Annotated in this window: 15 protein-coding genes and 5 pseudogenes; 7 read left to right on the forward strand and 13 right to left on the reverse strand. The window is 61.5% G+C overall.

The genetic code is table 11. The features are described from left to right. Window positions 1-34: 34 nt before the first annotated feature. The 5 genes from recG to exbB all read right to left on the reverse strand — a co-directional run bounded on the left by recG (window position 35) and on the right by exbB (window position 5406). Window positions 35-2110, reverse strand: a complete 2076-nt coding sequence (gene recG, locus AC0V2S_RS07960) for an ATP-dependent DNA helicase RecG (protein ID WP_475509279.1) — start codon at window positions 2108-2110, stop codon at window positions 35-37. Window positions 2111-2122: 12 nt separating this feature from the next. After that, window positions 2123-3049, reverse strand: a complete 927-nt coding sequence (locus AC0V2S_RS07965; protein ID WP_475509280.1) for a hydrogen peroxide-inducible genes activator — start codon at window positions 3047-3049, stop codon at window positions 2123-2125. 116 nt (window positions 3050-3165) lie between these two features. Next, the gene (locus AC0V2S_RS07970) at window positions 3166-3903 is read right to left on the reverse strand and encodes an energy transducer TonB family protein (RefSeq protein WP_475509281.1); all 738 of its coding nucleotides are present in this window, start codon (window positions 3901-3903) and stop codon (window positions 3166-3168) included. After that, window positions 3900-4325 carry a TonB system transport protein ExbD gene (gene exbD / locus AC0V2S_RS07975; RefSeq protein ID WP_475509282.1) on the reverse strand — a complete coding sequence of 142 codons (426 nt, stop codon included), beginning with the start codon at window positions 4323-4325 and terminating at the stop codon, window positions 3900-3902. Before exbD ends, AC0V2S_RS07970 begins: the two co-directional genes overlap by 4 nt. A 1-nt stretch (window position 4326) precedes the next feature. Further along, a complete protein-coding gene (gene exbB, locus AC0V2S_RS07980) occupies window positions 4327-5406 on the reverse strand; it encodes a tonB-system energizer ExbB (protein ID WP_475509283.1) in 1080 nt (359 codons plus the stop codon). A 189-nt stretch (window positions 5407-5595) separates the two neighbouring features. Between exbB and AC0V2S_RS07985 the strand changes: the two genes are divergently transcribed. From AC0V2S_RS07985 to AC0V2S_RS07995, 3 genes are all read left to right on the forward strand, one after another. Beyond that, window positions 5596-6453, forward strand: coding sequence for an SDR family oxidoreductase (locus AC0V2S_RS07985; RefSeq protein ID WP_475509284.1), 858 nt, complete (start codon window positions 5596-5598; stop codon window positions 6451-6453). Window positions 6454-6455: 2 nt separating this feature from the next. Then, window positions 6456-7256 (forward strand): helix-turn-helix transcriptional regulator, encoded by an 801-nt coding sequence (locus AC0V2S_RS07990; RefSeq protein WP_475509285.1) that lies wholly within the window; start codon window positions 6456-6458, stop codon window positions 7254-7256. A gap of 66 nt (window positions 7257-7322) precedes the next feature. After that, window positions 7323-7940 carry a LysE family translocator gene (locus tag AC0V2S_RS07995; RefSeq protein WP_475509286.1) on the forward strand — a complete coding sequence of 206 codons (618 nt, stop codon included), beginning with the start codon at window positions 7323-7325 and terminating at the stop codon, window positions 7938-7940. 95 nt (window positions 7941-8035) lie between these two features. On the opposite strand, the gene AC0V2S_RS08000 is transcribed toward AC0V2S_RS07995, so the two are convergent. The 6 genes and pseudogenes from AC0V2S_RS08000 to AC0V2S_RS08025 form a co-directional block, all read right to left on the reverse strand. Beyond that, window positions 8036-8773 carry a hypothetical protein gene (locus AC0V2S_RS08000; RefSeq protein ID WP_475509287.1) on the reverse strand — a complete coding sequence of 246 codons (738 nt, stop codon included), beginning with the start codon at window positions 8771-8773 and terminating at the stop codon, window positions 8036-8038. A 26-nt stretch (window positions 8774-8799) separates the two neighbouring features. Continuing rightward, a complete protein-coding gene (locus tag AC0V2S_RS08005) occupies window positions 8800-9180 on the reverse strand; it encodes a RidA family protein (RefSeq protein ID WP_475509288.1) in 381 nt (126 codons plus the stop codon). Between the two features lie 61 nt (window positions 9181-9241). Then, window positions 9242-11350, reverse strand: a complete 2109-nt coding sequence (gene spoT / locus AC0V2S_RS08010; RefSeq protein ID WP_475509289.1) for a bifunctional GTP diphosphokinase/guanosine-3',5'-bis pyrophosphate 3'-pyrophosphohydrolase — start codon at window positions 11348-11350, stop codon at window positions 9242-9244. Between the two features lie 57 nt (window positions 11351-11407). Then, a complete protein-coding gene (gene rpoZ, locus AC0V2S_RS08015) occupies window positions 11408-11671 on the reverse strand; it encodes a DNA-directed RNA polymerase subunit omega (protein WP_271193354.1) in 264 nt (87 codons plus the stop codon). A gap of 150 nt (window positions 11672-11821) precedes the next feature. Beyond that, window positions 11822-12440 (reverse strand): annotated as a pseudogene (gene gmk, locus AC0V2S_RS08020) (guanylate kinase). A 12-nt stretch (window positions 12441-12452) separates the two neighbouring features. Then, window positions 12453-13311, reverse strand: a pseudogene (locus AC0V2S_RS08025) (YicC/YloC family endoribonuclease). Between the two features lie 191 nt (window positions 13312-13502). Between AC0V2S_RS08025 and rph the strand changes: the two are divergent. Further along, a pseudogene (gene rph / locus AC0V2S_RS08030) lies at window positions 13503-14216 on the forward strand (ribonuclease PH). Between the two features lie 23 nt (window positions 14217-14239). Continuing rightward, window positions 14240-14609 (forward strand): annotated as a pseudogene (locus AC0V2S_RS08035) (DUF4870 domain-containing protein). A gap of 59 nt (window positions 14610-14668) precedes the next feature. On the opposite strand, the pseudogene AC0V2S_RS08040 reads toward AC0V2S_RS08035, so the two are convergent. Next, window positions 14669-15447 (reverse strand): annotated as a pseudogene (locus AC0V2S_RS08040) (exodeoxyribonuclease III). Window positions 15448-15539: 92 nt separating this feature from the next. Between AC0V2S_RS08040 and pyrE the strand changes: the two are divergent. Both pyrE and AC0V2S_RS08050 read left to right on the forward strand, forming a co-directional pair. Next, window positions 15540-16181: an orotate phosphoribosyltransferase gene (gene pyrE, locus AC0V2S_RS08045; protein WP_271193348.1), complete on the forward strand. Its 642-nt coding sequence runs from the start codon at window positions 15540-15542 to the stop codon at window positions 16179-16181. 28 nt (window positions 16182-16209) lie between these two features. After that, window positions 16210-16821 (forward strand): DUF4124 domain-containing protein, encoded by a 612-nt coding sequence (locus tag AC0V2S_RS08050; protein ID WP_475509290.1) that lies wholly within the window; start codon window positions 16210-16212, stop codon window positions 16819-16821. Window positions 16822-16884: 63 nt separating this feature from the next. Here AC0V2S_RS08050 and argB read toward each other — a convergent pair whose 3' ends face one another. Then, window positions 16885-17790, reverse strand: coding sequence for an acetylglutamate kinase (argB, locus tag AC0V2S_RS08055; RefSeq protein WP_108095068.1), 906 nt, complete (start codon window positions 17788-17790; stop codon window positions 16885-16887). Between the last annotated feature and the right edge of the window lie 6 nt (window positions 17791-17796).

Here is a 17796-nt window from a genome sequence, read left to right on the forward strand (position 1 = left end):
TGACCGGTCACCCGACAGGCGTTTGTGAGATACGTCACACTTGTCCGTATTGTTGGCCATGGCGCAACCAGCGCTCTAGCAACGGGCTTACGTGCTGAGGCCAGCGCGCCAGCAGCGCCTGGGCCGCGTCACGCACGGCGGGCAGCAGGTCGGCGTCGCGCATCAGGTCGGCGACCTTGAATTGCAGCAGACCGGTTTGCCGGGTGCCGAGCATCTCGCCGGGCCCACGCAGCTCCAGGTCTTTTTCCGCGATCACAAAGCCATCGCTGGTCTCGCGCATGATGCCCAGGCGCTCACGGCCCAGTTGCGACAGCGGCGGGTGATAGAGCAGCACGCAATGGCTGGCGGCGCTGCCCCGGCCTACCCGGCCGCGCAACTGGTGCAGTTGCGCGAGGCCCAGGCGCTCGGGGTTTTCGATAATCATCAGGCTGGAATTGGGCACGTCGACGCCCACTTCGATGACCGTGGTCGCGACCAACAACTGCAGCGCACCCTCTTTGAATTGTTGCATGACGGCAGCTTTTTCCGCCGGTTTCATACGGCCGTGAATCAGGCCGACATTCAGCCCACCAAGCGCCGCCGACAAATCTTCATAGGTGGTTTCGGCAGCCTGGCAGGTGAGCTCTTCGGACTCTTCAATCAGCGTACACACCCAATACGCCTGCCGCCCTTCATGGCAAGCCGAACGCACCCGCTCGATCACTTCAAAGCGGCGGCTGTCGGCAACCAGCACGGTATTCACCGGGGTGCGGCCGGGAGGCAGTTCGTCGAGGATCGAGGTGTCGAGATCGGCGTAGGCGCTCATGGCCAGGGTTCGCGGAATGGGCGTGGCGGTCATGATCAACTGGTGCGGGCACATGCGCCCGTCCACGCCCTTCTTGCGCAGCGCCAGACGCTGTTGCACGCCAAACCGATGTTGTTCGTCGATCACCACCAGGGCCAGGCGCTTGAACTGCACTTCGTCCTGAAACAACGCGTGGGTGCCGACCACCATCGGGGCGCCGGCGGCAATCTGCTCCAGAGCGGAAGCGCGTGCCTTGCCCTTGAGTTTGCCGGCGAGCCAGGCGACGTCGAAACCGAGCGGCTTGAGCCAGCGCGTGAAGTTGATGAAGTGCTGCTCGGCGAGAATCTCGGTCGGCGCCATCAACGCCACCTGGTAGCCCGCTTCCAATGCCTGCAACGCGGCGAGGGCGGCAACCACGGTTTTACCGGCGCCCACGTCGCCCTGTACCAGGCGCAACATCGGTTCCGGCTGGGTCAGGTCATAGGCGATTTCGGCGCCCACTCGTTGCTGTGCACCGGTCGGGGCAAAGCCCAGGTTTTTCAGAAACTTGGCCGGCAGCTTTTTCGCCTTCGGCAGTTGCGGTGCCTCCTGCGCGCGCAGGCTTTCGCGCAGGCGTTGCAACGAAAGCTGATGGGTCAGTAACTCTTCGAAGGCCAGTCGGTGCTGGGCCCAGTGGCGGCCTTCGGCGAGCTCCTCCAGGTCCGCATCGGGCGGTGGTCGGTGCAGGTAGCGGATGGCTTCGTCGAGCGGGCTCAGGTGGTAGTCGCGGGCCAGTTCTTCCGGCAGCCAATCGGGCAGGCTGTGCGGGCCGAGACGGGCCAGGGCCTGCTCGCTGAGCTGGCGCAGGCGCTGCTGGGTGAGGCCTTCAGTGGTCGGGTAGATCGGCGTCAGGGTTTGTTCGACGCCGCTGTCGCTATCGGCCGTCAGGGCGCGGTATTCCGGGTGATAGATTTCCAGGCCAGAAGCGCCGGGGCGGGCTTCGCCGTAGCAACGCAATTGGGTGCCACGCTTGAGGCCGTCTTTCTGCGCCTGGCTGAAGTGGTAGAACCGCAGGCTCAGCGTGCCGCTGCCGTCTTGCAAGCGCACCAACAGGCTGCGGCGTTTGCCCATCAGCACGTCGGCACCGGCCACCACGCCTTCAACCACCGCATCCTGGCCCGGGCGCAACGCGCCAATCGGCACCACACGGGTGCGATCCTGGTAGCGCAGCGGCAGGTGGAACAGCACGTCCTGGAGGTTTTCCAGGCCCACGCGGGCGAGCTTTTCTTCCAGCGCCGCGCCCACGCCTTTCAGCGCGGTTACCGGCACCGCCGCCAATTCAGTCATGAGCGCTACGCCTTAAGCGATTTGCGGCAGTGGGTTGGCCACCGAGCACAGGCGGATGGAGTCGGACAGCACGTCGATCGCCTTCGGGCGCGGGAAGCTCGCACGCCAGGCGATGGCCACGGTGCGAAATGGCACCGGCGGCGTCAGCGGACGCACGTCGAACACGCCGGGGGCGTAGTGATGGCTGTCCACGGCCGAGAACGGCAGGATCGAAATGCCCATACCGGAGGCGACCATATGGCGAATGGTTTCCAGCGAACTCGATTCCACCGTGGTGTGCTTGGCGTGGTCGTCGCCGCCCTTGCGCAGGGTGGGGCAGGCTTCCAGCACCTGATCGCGGAAGCAGTGACCTTCGCCGAGCAGTAGCAAGCTCTTGTCGTTGAGCAGTTCGGCGTCGATGGTTTTCTTGGCGGTCCAGGCGTGGCCGGCTGGCAGCAGCACGTAGAACGGCTCGTCGTACAGCACTTTGGTGAGCACGTCGGCCTCCTGGAACGGCAGGGCGATGATGATCGCGTCGAGCTCGCCGTTGCGCAGCTTGTCGCGCAGCACGTGGGTGAAGTTTTCTTCGATATACAGCGGCATCTGCGGCGCGACGCGGTGCAGTTGCGGAATCAGATGGGGGAACAGGTACGGGCCAACGGTGTAGATGGCGCCGACCTTCAGCGGTGCAGCCAGCTGGTTTTTACCGGCCTGGGCCAGCTCGCGAATGCCTTGAGCCTGTTCCAGCACTTTCTGCGCCTGGGTGACGATGCCTTCACCGACTGGCGTGAGGCGTACCGCGCTTTTGCTGCGTTCAAAAATCAGGATGCCCAGCTCGTCTTCGAGCTTTTTGACGCCGACCGAGAGGGTGGGTTGGCTGACATGGCAACGCTCGGCCGCTCGCCCGAAATGCTGCTCTTGTGCCAGGGTGACGATGTAGCGCAGTTCGGTGAGGGTCATAGTGTTATTCCATTGATTTGCGCCAAAGCATAGCGGTTGTATTCAATGGAACCAACCCGCAGTGCACGACCGCGGGCTGGCTGACACACCGACAGGTCTTGCCTGCCGGTCTGACATTACTTGTTGAGCGTGAAGTTCAGCGGGTAAAGGACGGGAATCTGTCCACCGGTCAACAAGCTCGCCGGTGGCGCCGGCACCGGGCTGGTGCGGCGGATCTGGCGCAACACATCGCTGTTGAACGCGGCACGGGCGCCGGATTCAGTGATGGTGGCATCCAGAATCTTGCCTTTGCCATCGACCACAAACGTCACGACCACGCTGACGATACCGGTACGGCTGCGGCGCTCGTTCGCGGGGTAGTGCAGTTTAGGGTCCATATGGGCTTTCACCTTGCCCAGCCAGTTGGCCTTCTCGTCAGCCTGCGCACCCGGATTACCCGGCGGCAGCGGCGCCGCTTTGGCATCTGTGGGTGCCGGGCTTGGCGGCGCAGGTGGCGCGGGCTGAGTCGCTTCTTCAACCGGTTTTTCAATCGGTTTGGGCGGCTCGATTGGCTTGGGTTTCGGTTTGGGCTTTGGCTTGGGTTTGGGCTTTTCCAGCACCAGCTCAGGCTTGGGCGCGATCACCACTTCCGGTTCGGGCTCGGGCTGAGGCTCGACGATTTGCGCCGGAGCCGGTGGCGGTTGCACCACTTCCGGCATCGGCGGCAGCTCAATCATCATCGCCGGCGGCGGCATTTCCACCGGGATCGCTTCGGCATGCCAGTACAAAGCCCACAGGCCAATACCGATATGCAGGGCGAGCACCAGCAGCCAACTTACCGTCCACCGCGACGCTTTACGCAGCGTTAGGGTCATTTCTGCCCGACCGCCTCAAGGCCCACGAGGCCCACTTTGAGGTAACCGGCCGAACGCAGGCTGTTCATGGCTTCCATCAGATCGGCGTAGTCCACACCCTTGTCGGCGCGGAAGAAGATCGTGGTGTCCTTCTTGCCTTTGGTCTGTTGGTCCAGAGCCTGGCCCAGTTGCTCTTTGGTGACTTGTTGATCGCCCAGGTAGAGGTTCTTGTCCTCTTTGACGGTCAGGTACACCGGCTTGTCGGGTCGGCGTTGCGGCTCGGCACTGGAGGCCGGCAGGTCGACTTTAATGTCTACCGTTGCCAGGGGCGCTGCCACCATAAAGATGATCAGCAGCACCAGCATCACGTCGATAAAGGGCGTTACGTTGATCTCGTGGGATTCAACCAGATCATCGCCGCCGTCGTTGAGGTGCAGGCCCATGTCAGCTCACTTTGACCGCGTGTGGCTGGCTGCGATGTTCAGCCGGCAGGTGGTCCAGATCACGGCTGACCAGCAGCAGTACCTGGGCCGAGGCGTCCGCCACCTGGGCTTTGTAGCCGGTGATGGAACGGGCGAAGACGTTGTAGATGACTACGGCAGGAATGGCCGCAACCAGACCCATAGCGGTCGCCAGCAGGGCTTCGGCAATACCGGGCGCCACAACGGCGAGGTTGGTGGTTTGCGATTTAGCGATGCCGATAAAGCTGTTCATGATGCCCCACACGGTACCGAACAGGCCGACGAAGGGCGCGGTGGAACCGATGGTGGCGAGCACGCCGGTGCCTTGGCTCATCTCGCGACCGCAGGCGGCCACCAGGCGCTCGAGGCGAAAGCTCACGCGTTCCTTGATGCCTTCTTTCTCGCGGGCGTTGGCCGACAGGCGCATTTCTTCCAGCGCGTCGTGCACCAACACATGGGACAGGCTGCCTTCTTTGTTGGCCTTGTCAGAAGCTTCCTTCAGCGAGCGGCTCTGTTTCAGCAGGGCCAGTTCAGTGCGCAGGCGACGCTTGGCACCGAGCAGCTCCAGGCCTTTGGCGATCCAGATGGTCCAGGTAATGACCGAGGCCAGGGCCAGACCGATCATCACCGCTTTTACGATATGGTCGGCGTTCTGATACATGCCCCACGGGGACAGGTCGCTGGCAAAGTTTTCCTGGTCTTCGGCAATCAGCTCGTCGGCTTTTTGCAGGGTGTCCAGGGCCTGGGCTACTTCTTCTGGCGTGGCGCCGTTGGCTTCCAGGGTTTCCTTGGTGGCGGTGCTGATCTGCTCGGGGGTGGCGTCCGGGCCGAGGCTGGCGATCTTCTCGCGCAGGGCCGCGGCGGCAGGCGTTTCGCCCTGCGGGGCTGGCACGGCGGCGGTGGATGCGGCTGGAGCAGTGGCTGCCGGAGCGGCGGCTGGCGCGGTGGTTTCTTCAGCGAAGCTGCTGACGGGCAACAGCAAGCTGAGCAGCAGCGCGGCAGAGGCGAGCAGCGCGCGGGGCTGCATTACGGAGGACTGAGCGCGGTAGGCGTTGAAATTCATGCTGGCCGGACCTGAGATGGGAAGAGCGGTGACCGGGACCAAAAGCGATCCCTGGCGCAAAAGGGCGGGTAGTATTGCAAACTATTCTTGTTTGTGAAAGTGATACTGTAACGTCCGCGCTGCCGCACAACCCTTTCCCCTTTATCTGGCGGCCTGCCTAGAATGCCGCTTTTGCCCTGAGGTACATACATGTCCACAGCTCCCACCCTGATGATCGCCGGTTGCGGCGATGTAGGAAGCCGCCTCGGCGAACAGCTGCATGCGGTGGGTTGGCAGGTGTATGGCTTGCGGCGTTCAGTCGCGGCGCTGCCGGCTGGCATTGCTCCGGTAGCCGGCGATTTGACCGACACGGCCTGCCCGGCGCAGTGGCCACAAGGCCCGTTGGACTACCTGGTTTATGCCGCCGCCGCCACCGAGCACGACGAAGCCGGCTACCGCCGCGCCTATTACGACGGCCTGGCCAATACCCTCAGCTGGCTCAAGCAACGCGGACAGTCGCCCAAGCGGGTGATCTTCGTTTCCAGCAGCGGCGTTTATGCCCAGGACGGCGGCGTGTGGGTGGACGAGCAGTCGCCCGCCGAAGCGACCAGCTATTCCGGTCGCATCATGCTCGAGGCCGAGCGCCTGGCGCTGGACAGCGGCTTTCCCGCCACCATCGTGCGCCTAACCGGCATTTACGGCCCGGGCCGTGAGTGGCTGCTCAAGCAGGTGCGCATGGGCTACCGCGTGGTCAGCGAGCCGCCGTTGTATGCCAACCGTCTGCATGCCGATGACTGTGCCGGCCTGATCGCATTCCTGTTGCAAGCCGACGCCGCCGGCACCGCGCTGGATGACCTGTATATCGGCGTGGACGATGCGCCAGAGCCGCTGCATGAGGTGGTTGGCTGGTTGCGCGACTATATGGGTGTTACCGACTGGGCCGAGGAGTCCACGGTGCGCCGCTCCGGCAGCAAGCGCTGCAGCAACGCCCGCGCCCGCGCTTTGGGCTGGACGCCCCGCTACCCCAGCTTCCGCGAAGGCTACGCTGCGGTATTGGCAGGCGACTGAGCATGGACGCCAACCGGCTATTGGTGCAGTCGTGGCTGTCGGGGGTCGAGCTGTTTCAGGCCGACTTCTCCGGGCAGCCGTTTGGTCGCCATAGCCACGATGCCTTTGCCATTGGCGCGATTCTGCAGGGCGTGGGTGGCTACCAATGCCGTGGCGAGCGGCATGCGTTGGCGGCCGGCACCTTGTCGTTGATGAACCCGGAAGAGCCGCACACCGGCCATGCGATTTCGTCGCGACTCGTCTACCACATGCTGTACGTGGAAGAGGCGCGCTTGCCGGCACTACTCGGCCGCAAGCAGTTGCCCCGCGGATTCAATCAGCTCAATCCCGCCGATGACGGCGCCGTGGCGCAGCTGATGGCCGGCTTGGCGCAGGAGTTCGAGCGGCACGATGCGCTGGCGCTGGAAAGCCAACTGCTGGCGCTGTTGGAGCTGGTGTTTATCCGGCACGGCGGCATGCGCCCGTTGCCTACTGCGGCCCGTGACGGCGGTAGCACGGCGCGGCTGCGGGAATATCTGGAAGCGCATTACCAGGAAGCGGTGAGCCTTGAGCAATTGGCAGCCGTCGGCGAGCGTCATCCGCGTCACCTGATCGAGGCCTTTCGCCGTGCCTATGGCGTGCCGCCGCACACCTACCTGCTGCAACGGCGGGTGCGGGAAGCCAAACGCTTGTTGCTTAGCGACGAGCCCTTGAGCGAGGTTGCCCTGCAGTTGGGTTTTTACGACCAGGCGCATTTCAACGGCACCTTCAAGCGCTTCACCGGCGTAACGCCCGGGCGCTTCCGCCACGCCGCGCGCACCTGAGTTTTTTCCAATACCTGGCCCATAACCGCCCTACAGACTGGCCGCCGAATTCACTCGGAGGTCGTTATGGTTGCGCTGTTTTTGCTGGTGGCCAGCACCCACTTCGCGGCGTTGTTATCGCCAGGCCCGGACTTCTTTTTGCTGCTGCGCACCGCCTTGCTGCAAGGGCGCCGGCAAGCGGACGGCTGCGCCTTTGGTATTGCGGCAGCCAATGTGCTGGTGATGCTGCTGGTGCTGTTGGCGCAAAGCCTGTTGCCGGCGGAAGGCGGTTGGGTGTGGCGTGCGCTGCAGGGCGTGGGCGGTGCGTATTTTGTGTGGTTGGGGGTGCAGGCGTTTGTGGGTCGCCGGCAGCTGGCACTTCCCGAGGCAAGCGAGGCAATGGCTGGCCGTTGGTGGCTGGGTGTTGGCCAAGGTTTGGCGGCCAGCGTGATCAATCCCAAGTGCCCGATTTTCTACGCCGGCCTGTTCGGCGTGCTGCGCAGCGCGGCGATGCCGGGCTGGGGGTTGGCGCTGTGTATGGCGTGGATGGGCACAGTGGTGTTGGTGTGGGATCTGACGTTGGTGCGGTTGCTGAGCATCGAGCGCTGGCGGTTGTGGTTGCAGCGGCGGGTGGTGGTGTTGGATCGGGTGTGTGGCGGGTTGTTGCTGGTGTTGGGTATCTATCTGCTGGCAGCGGCGATGTAGAGCATTCAAAAACATCGAGGCTAAAGCCTCTCCCACAGGGTTAGGTGAGCCCTTGTGGGAGAGGCTTCAGCCTCGAGTTTTTGATCTTTGTTTGTTTAGTCTTTTTCCAACACCCAGGTGGTGACACCCGGTAGGTACTCAGGCATTTCATCCGCCTGGGCCTGGTTCACCGCCTGGAAAATCTCCAGCCGTTCGCCTTCGCGCTTGAATAGCCAGACATTGCCCTTGTTGCCCAACTGCAGCCACAGACTGTCGTTCTCGCCGCTCATGGCGGCGCAGTCGCCGGCCAGGCACAGGGCGTAACGGTCGGCGCCGGGCAGGCCCTCCACTTGACCATCGGGGTGGAATAGCACCAGGCCTTTTACGCCGGGGCCCTTGGTGATTTTCCAAGTGCCGCCGAGGTAGGCCGAGTACAGAGCTTGTTCGAAGCTGCTGCCCGGCGGCGCGCCGAGTGGCAGTTTGAGGGTGGAGCGTTGAAAACGCTGCTCGGGGCCGCTTTTGCTTTCGGCCTGGCGCATCAGGTTGTTTTCGACGTTCAGTTGTTCGTGGTAGTCGCCGTAAAAGTCGACGCGCCATTGGCCGTCGGGTTCGCCGACCAACTGGCCTTCGTCCAGCTCAAAGCCATTGCTGACTTTGGCCGTCTTGCGCGAGCCATCAATGGTCCACTCAAGGTTCGGCCCGTAGGCCAGCAACGCCTCCCGCAGATTGCCGCCCTGGGAAGCGGCATCGATGGCGGCCTGGTTGATCCAGGTGCCGTTCGGGTCTTTGCTTGCGGGGCTGCTGCAGCCGCCGAGGAGGGCAGTGATCAACAGCAGGGCAAGGGCGTTGCGCATGGCCGGCTCCTTCCTTGGAACGTCAGTTATTCAATAACCAGGATGGCGTCCATTTCAACTTGGGCACCACGTGGTAGAGCGGCGACGCCGATGGCGGCGCGGGCAGGGTAAGGCTGTTCGAAGTAACGGCCCATCACTTCGTTGACCTTGGCGAAGTGCGAGAGGTCGGTGAGGAAGATGTTCAGTTTGACGATGTCTTTGAACGAGCCACCGGCCGCTTGGGCAACGGCTTTTAGGTTTTCGAACACTTGCACGGTCTGGGCTTCGAAGCCTTCAACCAGTTCCATGGTTTTCGGGTCCAGGGGGATCTGGCCGGACATGTACACGGTGTTGCCCGCTTTGATCGCCTGGGAGTAAGTGCCGATGGCGGCTGGGGCGTGCTCGGAAGTGATGACGCTCTTGCTCATGAAAAAGCTCCTTGAGGTGTAGTCCTGCCCTGTAAAAGCAGGCCGTCGTTACGAAAGGGGGTCAGGCGCGGACGCGGGAGATATGCACCACGCCTTTGAGGGCTCGCAGCTTTTTGATTACGCGGGCCAGGTGCACGCGGTCATGCACGCTGACCACCAGCTGAACCACGCTGATGCGGCCGTCGCGCTCGTCCATGCTGATTTTTTCGATGTTGCCGTCGGCGGCGTTCACGCTGCTAGCCAGCAAAGCGATCAGGCCGCGCTGGTGTTCCAGCTCGATACGCAGTTCGACGTTGAACTCGCCGACCACGTCCTTGGCCCAGGACAGCTGAATGCATTTTTCCGGGTTCTGGCGGATGTCGCTGATGTTCTTGCAGCTTTCCAGGTGCACCACCATGCCTTTGCCGGCCGAGAGGTGGCCGACGATGGGGTCGCCGGGAATCGGCGTGCAGCACTTGGCGTAGCTGAGCACCAGGCCCTCGGTACCGCGAATCGCCAGCGGCCCTTCGGCGCTTGGCAGTTGCTCGCTTTCGCTGGCCAGCAGGCGCCGCGCGACCACGTAGGCCATGCGGTTGCCAAGGCCGATGTCTTCGAGCAGGTCTTCGATGACTTCCAGGCGGTACTCGCCGAGAACGCCTTGTACCTGCTCGGCAGGAATTTTTTCCAGGTGGCTGTTGAGGCCGGCCAGCACTTTGTTCAGCAGGCGCTCGCCCAGGCTGATGGATTCCGAACGGCGCTGCAGTTTCAGCGCGTGGCGGATATGGGTGCGGGCCTTGCCGGTGACCACGAAGTTGAGCCAGGCCGGGTTCGGCCGCGCGCCTGGCGCAGTGACGATTTCGACCGTCGCGCCGCTTTGCAGCGGTTCGGACAGCGGCGCCAGGCGCCGGTTGATGCGACACGCGATGCAGGAATTGCCCACATCGGTGTGCACGGCATACGCGAAGTCGACGGCCGTAGAGCCCTTGGGCATCTCCATGATCCGGCCTTTGGGGGTGAAGACGTAGACCTCGTCAGGGAACAGGTCGATCTTCACGCTCTCGATGAATTCCAGCGAGTTGCCGGCGCGCTGCTGCATTTCCAACACGCCTTTGACCCACTGCCGCGCGCGGGCGTGGGTGCCCTTGGGTTGGGTGTCGTCGTTGGACTTGTACAGCCAGTGAGCGGCGATGCCGTTGTTGGCCATCTCTTCCATTTCGCGGGTGCGGATCTGGATTTCGATGGGCACGCCGTGCATGCCGAACAGAGTGGTGTGCAGCGACTGGTAGCCGTTGGCCTTGGGAATCGCGATGTAGTCTTTGAAGCGGCCGGGCAGTGGTTTGTACAGGTTATGGACGGCGCCGAGCACGCGGTAGCAGGTGTCGACCTTGTCGACGATGATGCGGAAAGCGTAGACGTCCATGATTTCGTTGAACGCCCGGCGCTTGCCGCGCATCTTCTGGTAGATGCCGTACAGGTGCTTTTCGCGGCCGACCACTTCGCCTTCCATGCCTTCGCGTTCGAGGCAGTGGGTGAGCGATTCTTCGATCTTGTTGACGATTTCCTTGCGGTTGCCGCGGGCGCGTTTCACCGCCTGGCGAATGCGCTCGGAGCGCATCGGGTGCATCGCTTTAAAGCCAAGTTCTTCGAATTCCACGCGCATGCTGTGCATGCCCAGCCGGTTGGCGATGGGGGCGTAGATTTCCAGGGTTTCCTTGGCGATGCGCCGGCGTTTTTCGCCGGCCAGCACTTCGAGGGTGCGCATGTTGTGCAGGCGGTCGGCGAGCTTGACCAGAATCACGCGGATATCACGCGCCATGGCCATGGCCATTTTCTGGAAGTTTTCCGCTTGGGCTTCGGCTTTGGTTTCGAAGTTCATCTGGGTCAGCTTGCTGACCCCGTCCACCAGTTCGGCGACGGTTTCGCCAAATTGCGCAGTGAGCGCCTCTTTAGCAATGCCGGTGTCTTCGATGACGTCATGCAGCATCGCGGCCATCAGGCTCTGATGGTCCATGTGCATGTCGGCGAGAATATTGGCCACCGCGAGCGGGTGGGTTACGTAGGCTTCACCGCTGCGCCGGCGTTGGCCGTCGTGGGCTTGCTCTGCGTAGAAGTAGGCGCGGCGAACCAGGTTGACCTGTTCGCCGCCCAGGTAGGTCGAAAGCCTGTCGGCGAGGGCGTCTATGCTCGGCATGGATGGGCTCCTTGCCAAGCGTAAATTCGCGCCTTAGGACTTCGACCGGGCATAGATTTAAAGGGCCTCGTTGGCCTCTTCCTCGAATGTGGCGAAGAGAGGTTCGTCGTCGACGATTTCTTCTTCAGCGATAACGGCGTAGTCGATCAGGCCGGCAGCGATTTCGCGCAGGGCAACTACGGTAGGTTTGTCGTTTTCCCAGGCCACCTTCGGCTCTTTGCCGCCGGTGGCGAGTTGGCGGGAACGCTTGGTAGCGAGCATGACCAGCTCGAAGCGGTTATCAACGTTGTCCAGGCAGTCTTCAACGGTAACGCGGGCCATGGTATTCCTCGTAGCGACGTACGCTTGTAAATAAAGAGAAGTGCAGAAAATCTTTAGCCCGGATGGGCGAACGAACTGTGCAGTCTAAAAAATAACCAGCCTTTATGGAAGCTTAGATTTCAGCGCTCCGCTTGACGGCTGGTTTTCTCATTACGCCAGCAGCTCGGTCAGCAAGGTGCTGTGGCGCTGTTGTTGTACCGACTGGCGCAGGTTATTGGCACGGAAGATCGCTTTAAGGTCTTCCAGCGCCGCCGCGAAGTCGTCATTGATCACCAGGTGATCGTATTCAACATAGTGGCTCATTTCGCTGACCGCCTCGCGCATGCGCGTTTCGATGATCTCGTCGCTGTCTTGGCCGCGATGTTCAGGCGCTGGCGCAGGGCTTCCTGGCTCGGCGGCAGAATGAAGATCGAGCGCGCCTCCGGCAGCAGGCGGCGTACTTGCTGGGCGCCTTGCCAGTCGATTTCCAGAATCAGGTCGAAGCCTTCGGCCAGGGTTTTTTCCAGCCAGCGCTGCGACGTGCCGTAGAGGTTGCCGAAGACCTCGGCGTGCTCGAGGAAGTCGTTGTGCTCAAGCATTTGCAGAAAGCTTTCACGGCTGACGAAGTGGTAATTCAGCCCGTCGCTTTCGCCGGGCGCATGGCGCGAGTGGTGTGCGAAACCGAGACGCGAATCTGCGGCTGAGCTTCAACCAGCGCGTTGACCAAGCTGGTTTTGCCAGCGCCCGAAGGCGCGGAAATGATGTAGAGGGTGCCGGTGGTGGCGTGCATGAGGGGGTCCGCCTACTCGATGTTCTGTACTTGTTCGCGCATTTGTTCGATCAGCACTTTGAGGTTAACCGCCGCTTGCGTGCTGCGGGTATCAAAGGCTTTGGAGCCGAGGGTGTTGGCTTCGCGGTTGAGTTCCTGCATCAGAAAATCCAGGCGCCGGCCGGCAGCGCCGCCGGCTTTCAATACGCGGCGCACTTCGCTGACGGGGTGACCAGGCGGTCGAGCTCTTCAGCCACATCGCTTTTCTGGGCCAGCAGTACCAGCTCCTGTTCCAGGCGATGGGGGTCGAGCTCGGCCTGCATTTCAGCGGTGCGGTCGAGAATGCGCTGGCGTTGGCCGGCAAGCATTTGCGGCACCAGCTCGCGCAGGGCGGCGACTTCTTCGCCGATATTGTCCAGACGGTCGTTGAGCAGTTTGGCCAGTTCGGTGCCTTCGCGGCCGCGACCGGCTTTCAACTCATTCAAGGCATCGTTAAAGAGAGCCAGGGCGGCGCTGTTCAAGGCTTGCGGGTCGGCGGCATCGGCCACCAGTACGCCGGGCCAGGCCAACACTTCCAGCGGGTTCAGCGGTGCCGGGGAGCTGATCAGGCTCGCCACGCTTTCGGCGGCGGCAACCAGTTGCGCGGCACGGTCGCGGTCCACTTGCAGCGGCTTGCCAGCGGTTTCTTCGGTGTAACGCAGGGTGCATTCCACTTTGCCGCGCGACAGGCCCTGCGCAGTGCATCGCGCACGCCGCCTTCCAGGTCGCGGAAGGACTCCGGCAGACGCAGGTGCGGTCCAGGTAGCGGTGGTTGACCGAGCGCAGTTCCAGCTCAGCGTGCCGTTGGCAGTGGCCCGCTCGACTCGGCGAAGGCGGTCATGCTGTGCACCATGGAAAGACCTCGCAAAATGGGACGATGTAACCGAGTCGGGCAAAAGCGGCTTGGGTAAGCGGCATTTTCACACACCTATAAAGGCGCAGGATTGTAGCGCAGTGCGGGGTTAGCTCCCAATTTGGCGTGTGAGTGGCGCGCGGCCCCCCTATAATGCCGAGCAGATTTCCCGTCCCGAATAGGTATTCCTGATGAAACGTCCGAGTGGCCGTGCCGCTGACCAGCTGCGCTCGATCCGCATCACCCGCAACTACACCAAACACGCCGAGGGCTCGGTGCTGGTGGAGTTTGGTGACACCAAGTGATCTGCACCGTAAGTGTGGAAAATGGCGTGCCGCGTTTCCTCAAAGGCCAGGCCAAGGTTGGCTGACCGCCGAATACGGCATGCTGCCGCGCGCCACCGGCGACCGTAACCAGCGTGAAGCCAGCCGTGGCAAGCAAGGCGGCCGCACTCTGGAAATTCAGCGCCTGATCGGCCGTTCGCTGCGCGCCGCCCTGGATATGTCCAAGCTTGGCGAGTAACCCTGTACGTCGACTGCGATGTGATCCAGGCCGACGGCGGCACCCGCACCGCGTCCATCACTGGTCCATGGTCGCCGTAATTGATGCGCTGAAAGTGATCAGAAGCGCGGCGGCCTGAAAGGTGGCGACCCGCTCAAGCAAATGATTGCTGCCGTTTCGTGGGCATGTACCAGGGCGAGCCAGTACTGGACCTCGATTACCTGAAGACTCGGCGGCCGAAACCGACCTCAACGTGGTGATGACCAGCCAAGGCGGCTTTATCGAGTGCAGGGCACCGCTGAAGGCGCGCCTTTCCACCAGAAAGACCTGACCGCCATGCTGGCCTGGCGCAGAAAGGCATGACCGAACTCTTCGAAATTCAGCGCGTCGCGCTGGCTGACTAACTACTGCCGTCTGGGAGAGCCGCATGACTGACGACCTGGAACCTGTACCGACCGCCGACAAAGAAGCGCGTCAGTGGGCAATGTTTTGTCACTTTGCGGCATTTCTGGGCATGGTGTTCCCGTTTGGGAATCTGTTTGGGGCCTCTGATTGTCTGGCAGTTGAAGAAGGACACCGATCCTTTTGTCGACGATCAGGGCAAAGAGGCGCTGAACTTTCAAATCACCGTGGCTATCGCACTGTTGGTCAGCTTTTTGCTGGTTTTTCGGGTGGTGGGTATTGTGCTGATCTGGCTGGTGGGCATTGCCGCGTTGGTGCTGACCATCATCGCCGGCATCAAGGCTAACGAGGGTAAGGCCTATCGTTATCCGTTCTGCTGGCGGCTGATCAAGTAGGAAATGCAGACGTAAAAAAACCGGCGCCAGGCCGTTTTTTTTATACGCGATTACAAGGCTTAAACGCTTAGCGTCCAGTCGTAATCCACGATGAGTGGCGCATGCTGGGAAAAGCGCGGTTGCCGTGGCAGACGCGCCCCGCGCACAAAACGGCGCAGGCCGGTGGTGAGCAGTTGGTAGTCGTACCGATAGCCCAGGTTGAGCATCTCGGCCTGTTCACTGTTGGGCCACCAGCTGAACTGGTCGCCTTCACGGTTCACTTCGCGCAGGGCATCGACATAGCCCATGGTGCCGACGATTTCGTCCATCCAGGCACGTTCCGGCGCCAGGAAACCCGGCTCCTGCTGGCAGTCGCGCCAGTTCTTCACATCCAGCTTCTGGTGTGCCACGTACAGCGAGCCGCAGTAGATGTACTCGCGGCGTTTGCGCCGTTGCTTGTCCAGATACTGGGCGAAGTCGTCCATAAACTGAATTTCTGATTCAAGTTTTCGTCGCCGCTCTGCCCTGTAGGAAGCAGAAGCGTGGCGATACTTACTTTGTCGAAATCGGCCTGCAGATAGCGCCCGTAGCGATCAGCTGTCTCGAAACCGAGCCCGCTGATCACCGCCTTGGGTTGCAACCGCGAATACAGTGCCACACCACCTTGGTCTGGCACTTCTGCGTCGCTGGCATAGAGGAAATAGCCATCCAGTTGGAGGGCCGGGTCGTCCAGTTCAAAGGCGGAGGCACGGGTGTCTTGCAGGCAGATGACGTCGGCATTCTGCGCTTGCAGCCAACTGAGCAAACCTCGCTCGACTGCAGCCTGAATACCATTCACGTTCACACTGATGATCCGCATAAATGGCCCCCAAAAACACGTGCGTGTATGATACCCGAGCTCATCCTTATTAGCTAAACCCACAGCTAAATCCGTGTGTTCCGGGGCTTTTTATGCAGGCGTACCAGCGCGACTTCATTCGTTTTGCCATCGAGCGCGGGGTCCTGCGCTTTGGTGAGTTCACCCTCAAGTCGGGGCGCACCAGCCCTTATTTCTTTAACGCAGGTCTGTTCAATAGCGGCTCGGCCCTGGCTCAGCTTGGGCGTTTCTACGCCGAAGCGGTGGTGGCCAGCGGTATCGATTTCGATGTGTTGTTCGGCCCGGCCTACAAAGGCATTCCGCTCGCGGCCACTACTGCCGTGGCGCTTGCCGAGCATCATCAACGTGACTTGCCTTGGTGTTTCAACCGCAAAGAAGCCAAAGATCACGGCGAAGGCGGCACCTTGGTCGGCGCGCCGTTGGCCGGCAATGTGCTGATTATTGACGACGTTATTACCGCTGGCACGGCCATCCGTGAGGTCATGCAAATCATTAAAGGGCAAAGTGCCACTGCAGCTGGCGTGCTGATTGCATTGAATCGCCAGGAGCGCGGTAAGGGTGAGTTGTCAGCCATTCAGGAAGTCGAGCGGGATTTCGGTATTCCGGTCGTCAGCATCGTTTCGTTGGAACAAGTACTGGAATACTTGGCCGAAGATGCTGAACTGAAGAAATATCTGCCAGCCGTTCAGGCATACCGCGCGCAATACGGGATTTAAGCCTCAACCACGACAGGGTGTTGTTTGCATGCTCAAACTGGACGTTATCCGTTTCATGTTGGTACTCGGTTTGACGGTACCGGTGGTGGGTCATGCCGCCGATAAAAGCGGCGGGGGAATGCTGCTGTACCGTTACGAAGATGCCAAAGGTGTTACGGTTCTGGACCGTCAGGGCGTGCCGCCTGATCTGATCTACAAGGGTTACGAAGTGCTGAACGATCAGGGCCGGGTGGTCCAGATCGTAGCGCCGGCACCCAGCCTGCAAGACCGCCAGCGTCTGATTGAGGAAAAGGCCCGCGCCAGTTCCGATGCGCAATTGCTGCGTTTGTACTCCACGCCTGAAGACGTCGATCGCGCCAAGGCGCGCAAGATGGGCGAACTGGACGGAGTAATTTCGGTGGCGCGCGGCAACCTGGCGTCGCTGAAAACGCAGCAGGCCAACCTGCAAAGCCAGGCCGCCGATATGGAACGTGCCGGCAAGGAAGTGCCCGACCACCTGCTGGCCCAAATCGAAAACATCAAGGCCGAGCAGGTGGGCCTGGAAGCTGATATCCAGCGCTATGTGGCGGGCCGCAAGCAGTCCGAGGCGAGTTTTGATGCCGACCGTGCCCGGCTTAAAACCTTGCTGGAACCTCAGTAAATACCTGAATAAAAAAAGCCCCGGTGAGCTTCCTCACCGGGGCTTTTTTGTACCTGCTGTGTATCAGTGGTGCTTGCGGTTGCAGATCAGGGTGCCGACGCCGCTGTCGGTGAAAATCTCCAACAGCACGGCATTGGGTACCCGGCCGTCAATGATGTGCGCGCTGATGACGCCGCACTGCACGGCTTCCAACGCACAACGGATCTTCGGCAGCATGCCGCCATAGATCGTACCGTCGGCAATCAATGCATCCACCTGCGCGGTGGACAACCCGGTCAGCACATTGCCTTCCTTGTCCATCAGGCCGGCAATGTTGGTCAGCAGCATCAGCTTTTCAGCTTTCAATGCTTCGGCCACCTTGCCCGCCACCAGGTCGGCGTTGATGTTGTAGGACTCGCCGTTGGCGCCCACGCCGATTGGCGCGATCACGGGAATGAAATCGCCTTTGACCAGCATGTTCAGTAGATCGGTGTTAACTCCGACCACTTCGCCTACGTGGCCGATGTCGATGATTTCCGGCTGAGTCATTTCCGGCGTTTGACGGGTAACGGTGAGCTTTTTCGCACGAATCAACTCGGCATCTTTACCGGTCAGGCCGATGGCGCTGCCGCCATGGCGGTTGATCAGGTTGACGATGTCTTTGTTCACCTGGCCGCCGAGCACCATTTCCACCACGTCCATGGTGGCCGCATCGGTAACCCGCATGCCATCAATGAAGTGGCTTTCAATCGACAGGCGCTTGAGCAAATCACCGATCTGCGGACCGCCACCGTGAACCACCACCGGGTTGATCCCCACGGCTTTCATCAACACGATGTCGCGTGCAAAGCCGGTTTTCAGCTCGTCGCTTTCCATGGCGTTGCCGCCGTACTTGATAACCAGGGTTTTGCCGACAAAACGACGAATGTAAGGCAGGGCCTCAGAGAGAACCTTGGCAACATTGGTGGCGGCATCGCGTTCGAGGGTCATGCGGGG

The organism is Pseudomonas sp. CC11G (assembly GCF_056174845.1).

Excerpts from the sequence above, each read along its gene's own strand:
- recG (WP_475509279.1), bottom strand. The coding sequence starts at position 2,110 with ATGACTGAATTGGCGGCGGTGCCGGTAACCGCGCTGAAAGGCGTGGGC.
- AC0V2S_RS07965 (WP_475509280.1), bottom strand. The coding sequence starts at position 3,049 with ATGACCCTCACCGAACTGCGCTACATCGTCACCCTGGCACAAGAGCAG.
- AC0V2S_RS07970 (WP_475509281.1), bottom strand. The coding sequence starts at position 3,903 with ATGACCCTAACGCTGCGTAAAGCGTCGCGGTGGACGGTAAGTTGGCTG.
- exbD (WP_475509282.1), bottom strand. The coding sequence starts at position 4,325 with ATGGGCCTGCACCTCAACGACGGCGGCGATGATCTGGTTGAATCCCAC.
- exbB (WP_475509283.1), bottom strand. The coding sequence starts at position 5,406 with ATGAATTTCAACGCCTACCGCGCTCAGTCCTCCGTAATGCAGCCCCGC.
- AC0V2S_RS07985 (WP_475509284.1), top strand. The coding sequence starts at position 5,596 with ATGTCCACAGCTCCCACCCTGATGATCGCCGGTTGCGGCGATGTAGGA.
- AC0V2S_RS07990 (WP_475509285.1), top strand. The coding sequence starts at position 6,456 with ATGGACGCCAACCGGCTATTGGTGCAGTCGTGGCTGTCGGGGGTCGAG.
- AC0V2S_RS07995 (WP_475509286.1), top strand. The coding sequence starts at position 7,323 with ATGGTTGCGCTGTTTTTGCTGGTGGCCAGCACCCACTTCGCGGCGTTG.
- AC0V2S_RS08000 (WP_475509287.1), bottom strand. The coding sequence starts at position 8,773 with ATGCGCAACGCCCTTGCCCTGCTGTTGATCACTGCCCTCCTCGGCGGC.
- AC0V2S_RS08005 (WP_475509288.1), bottom strand. The coding sequence starts at position 9,180 with ATGAGCAAGAGCGTCATCACTTCCGAGCACGCCCCAGCCGCCATCGGC.
- spoT (WP_475509289.1), bottom strand. The coding sequence starts at position 11,350 with ATGCCGAGCATAGACGCCCTCGCCGACAGGCTTTCGACCTACCTGGGC.
- rpoZ (WP_271193354.1), bottom strand. The coding sequence starts at position 11,671 with ATGGCCCGCGTTACCGTTGAAGACTGCCTGGACAACGTTGATAACCGC.
- pyrE (WP_271193348.1), top strand. The coding sequence starts at position 15,540 with ATGCAGGCGTACCAGCGCGACTTCATTCGTTTTGCCATCGAGCGCGGG.
- AC0V2S_RS08050 (WP_475509290.1), top strand. The coding sequence starts at position 16,210 with ATGCTCAAACTGGACGTTATCCGTTTCATGTTGGTACTCGGTTTGACG.
- argB (WP_108095068.1), bottom strand. The coding sequence starts at position 17,790 with ATGACCCTCGAACGCGATGCCGCCACCAATGTTGCCAAGGTTCTCTCT.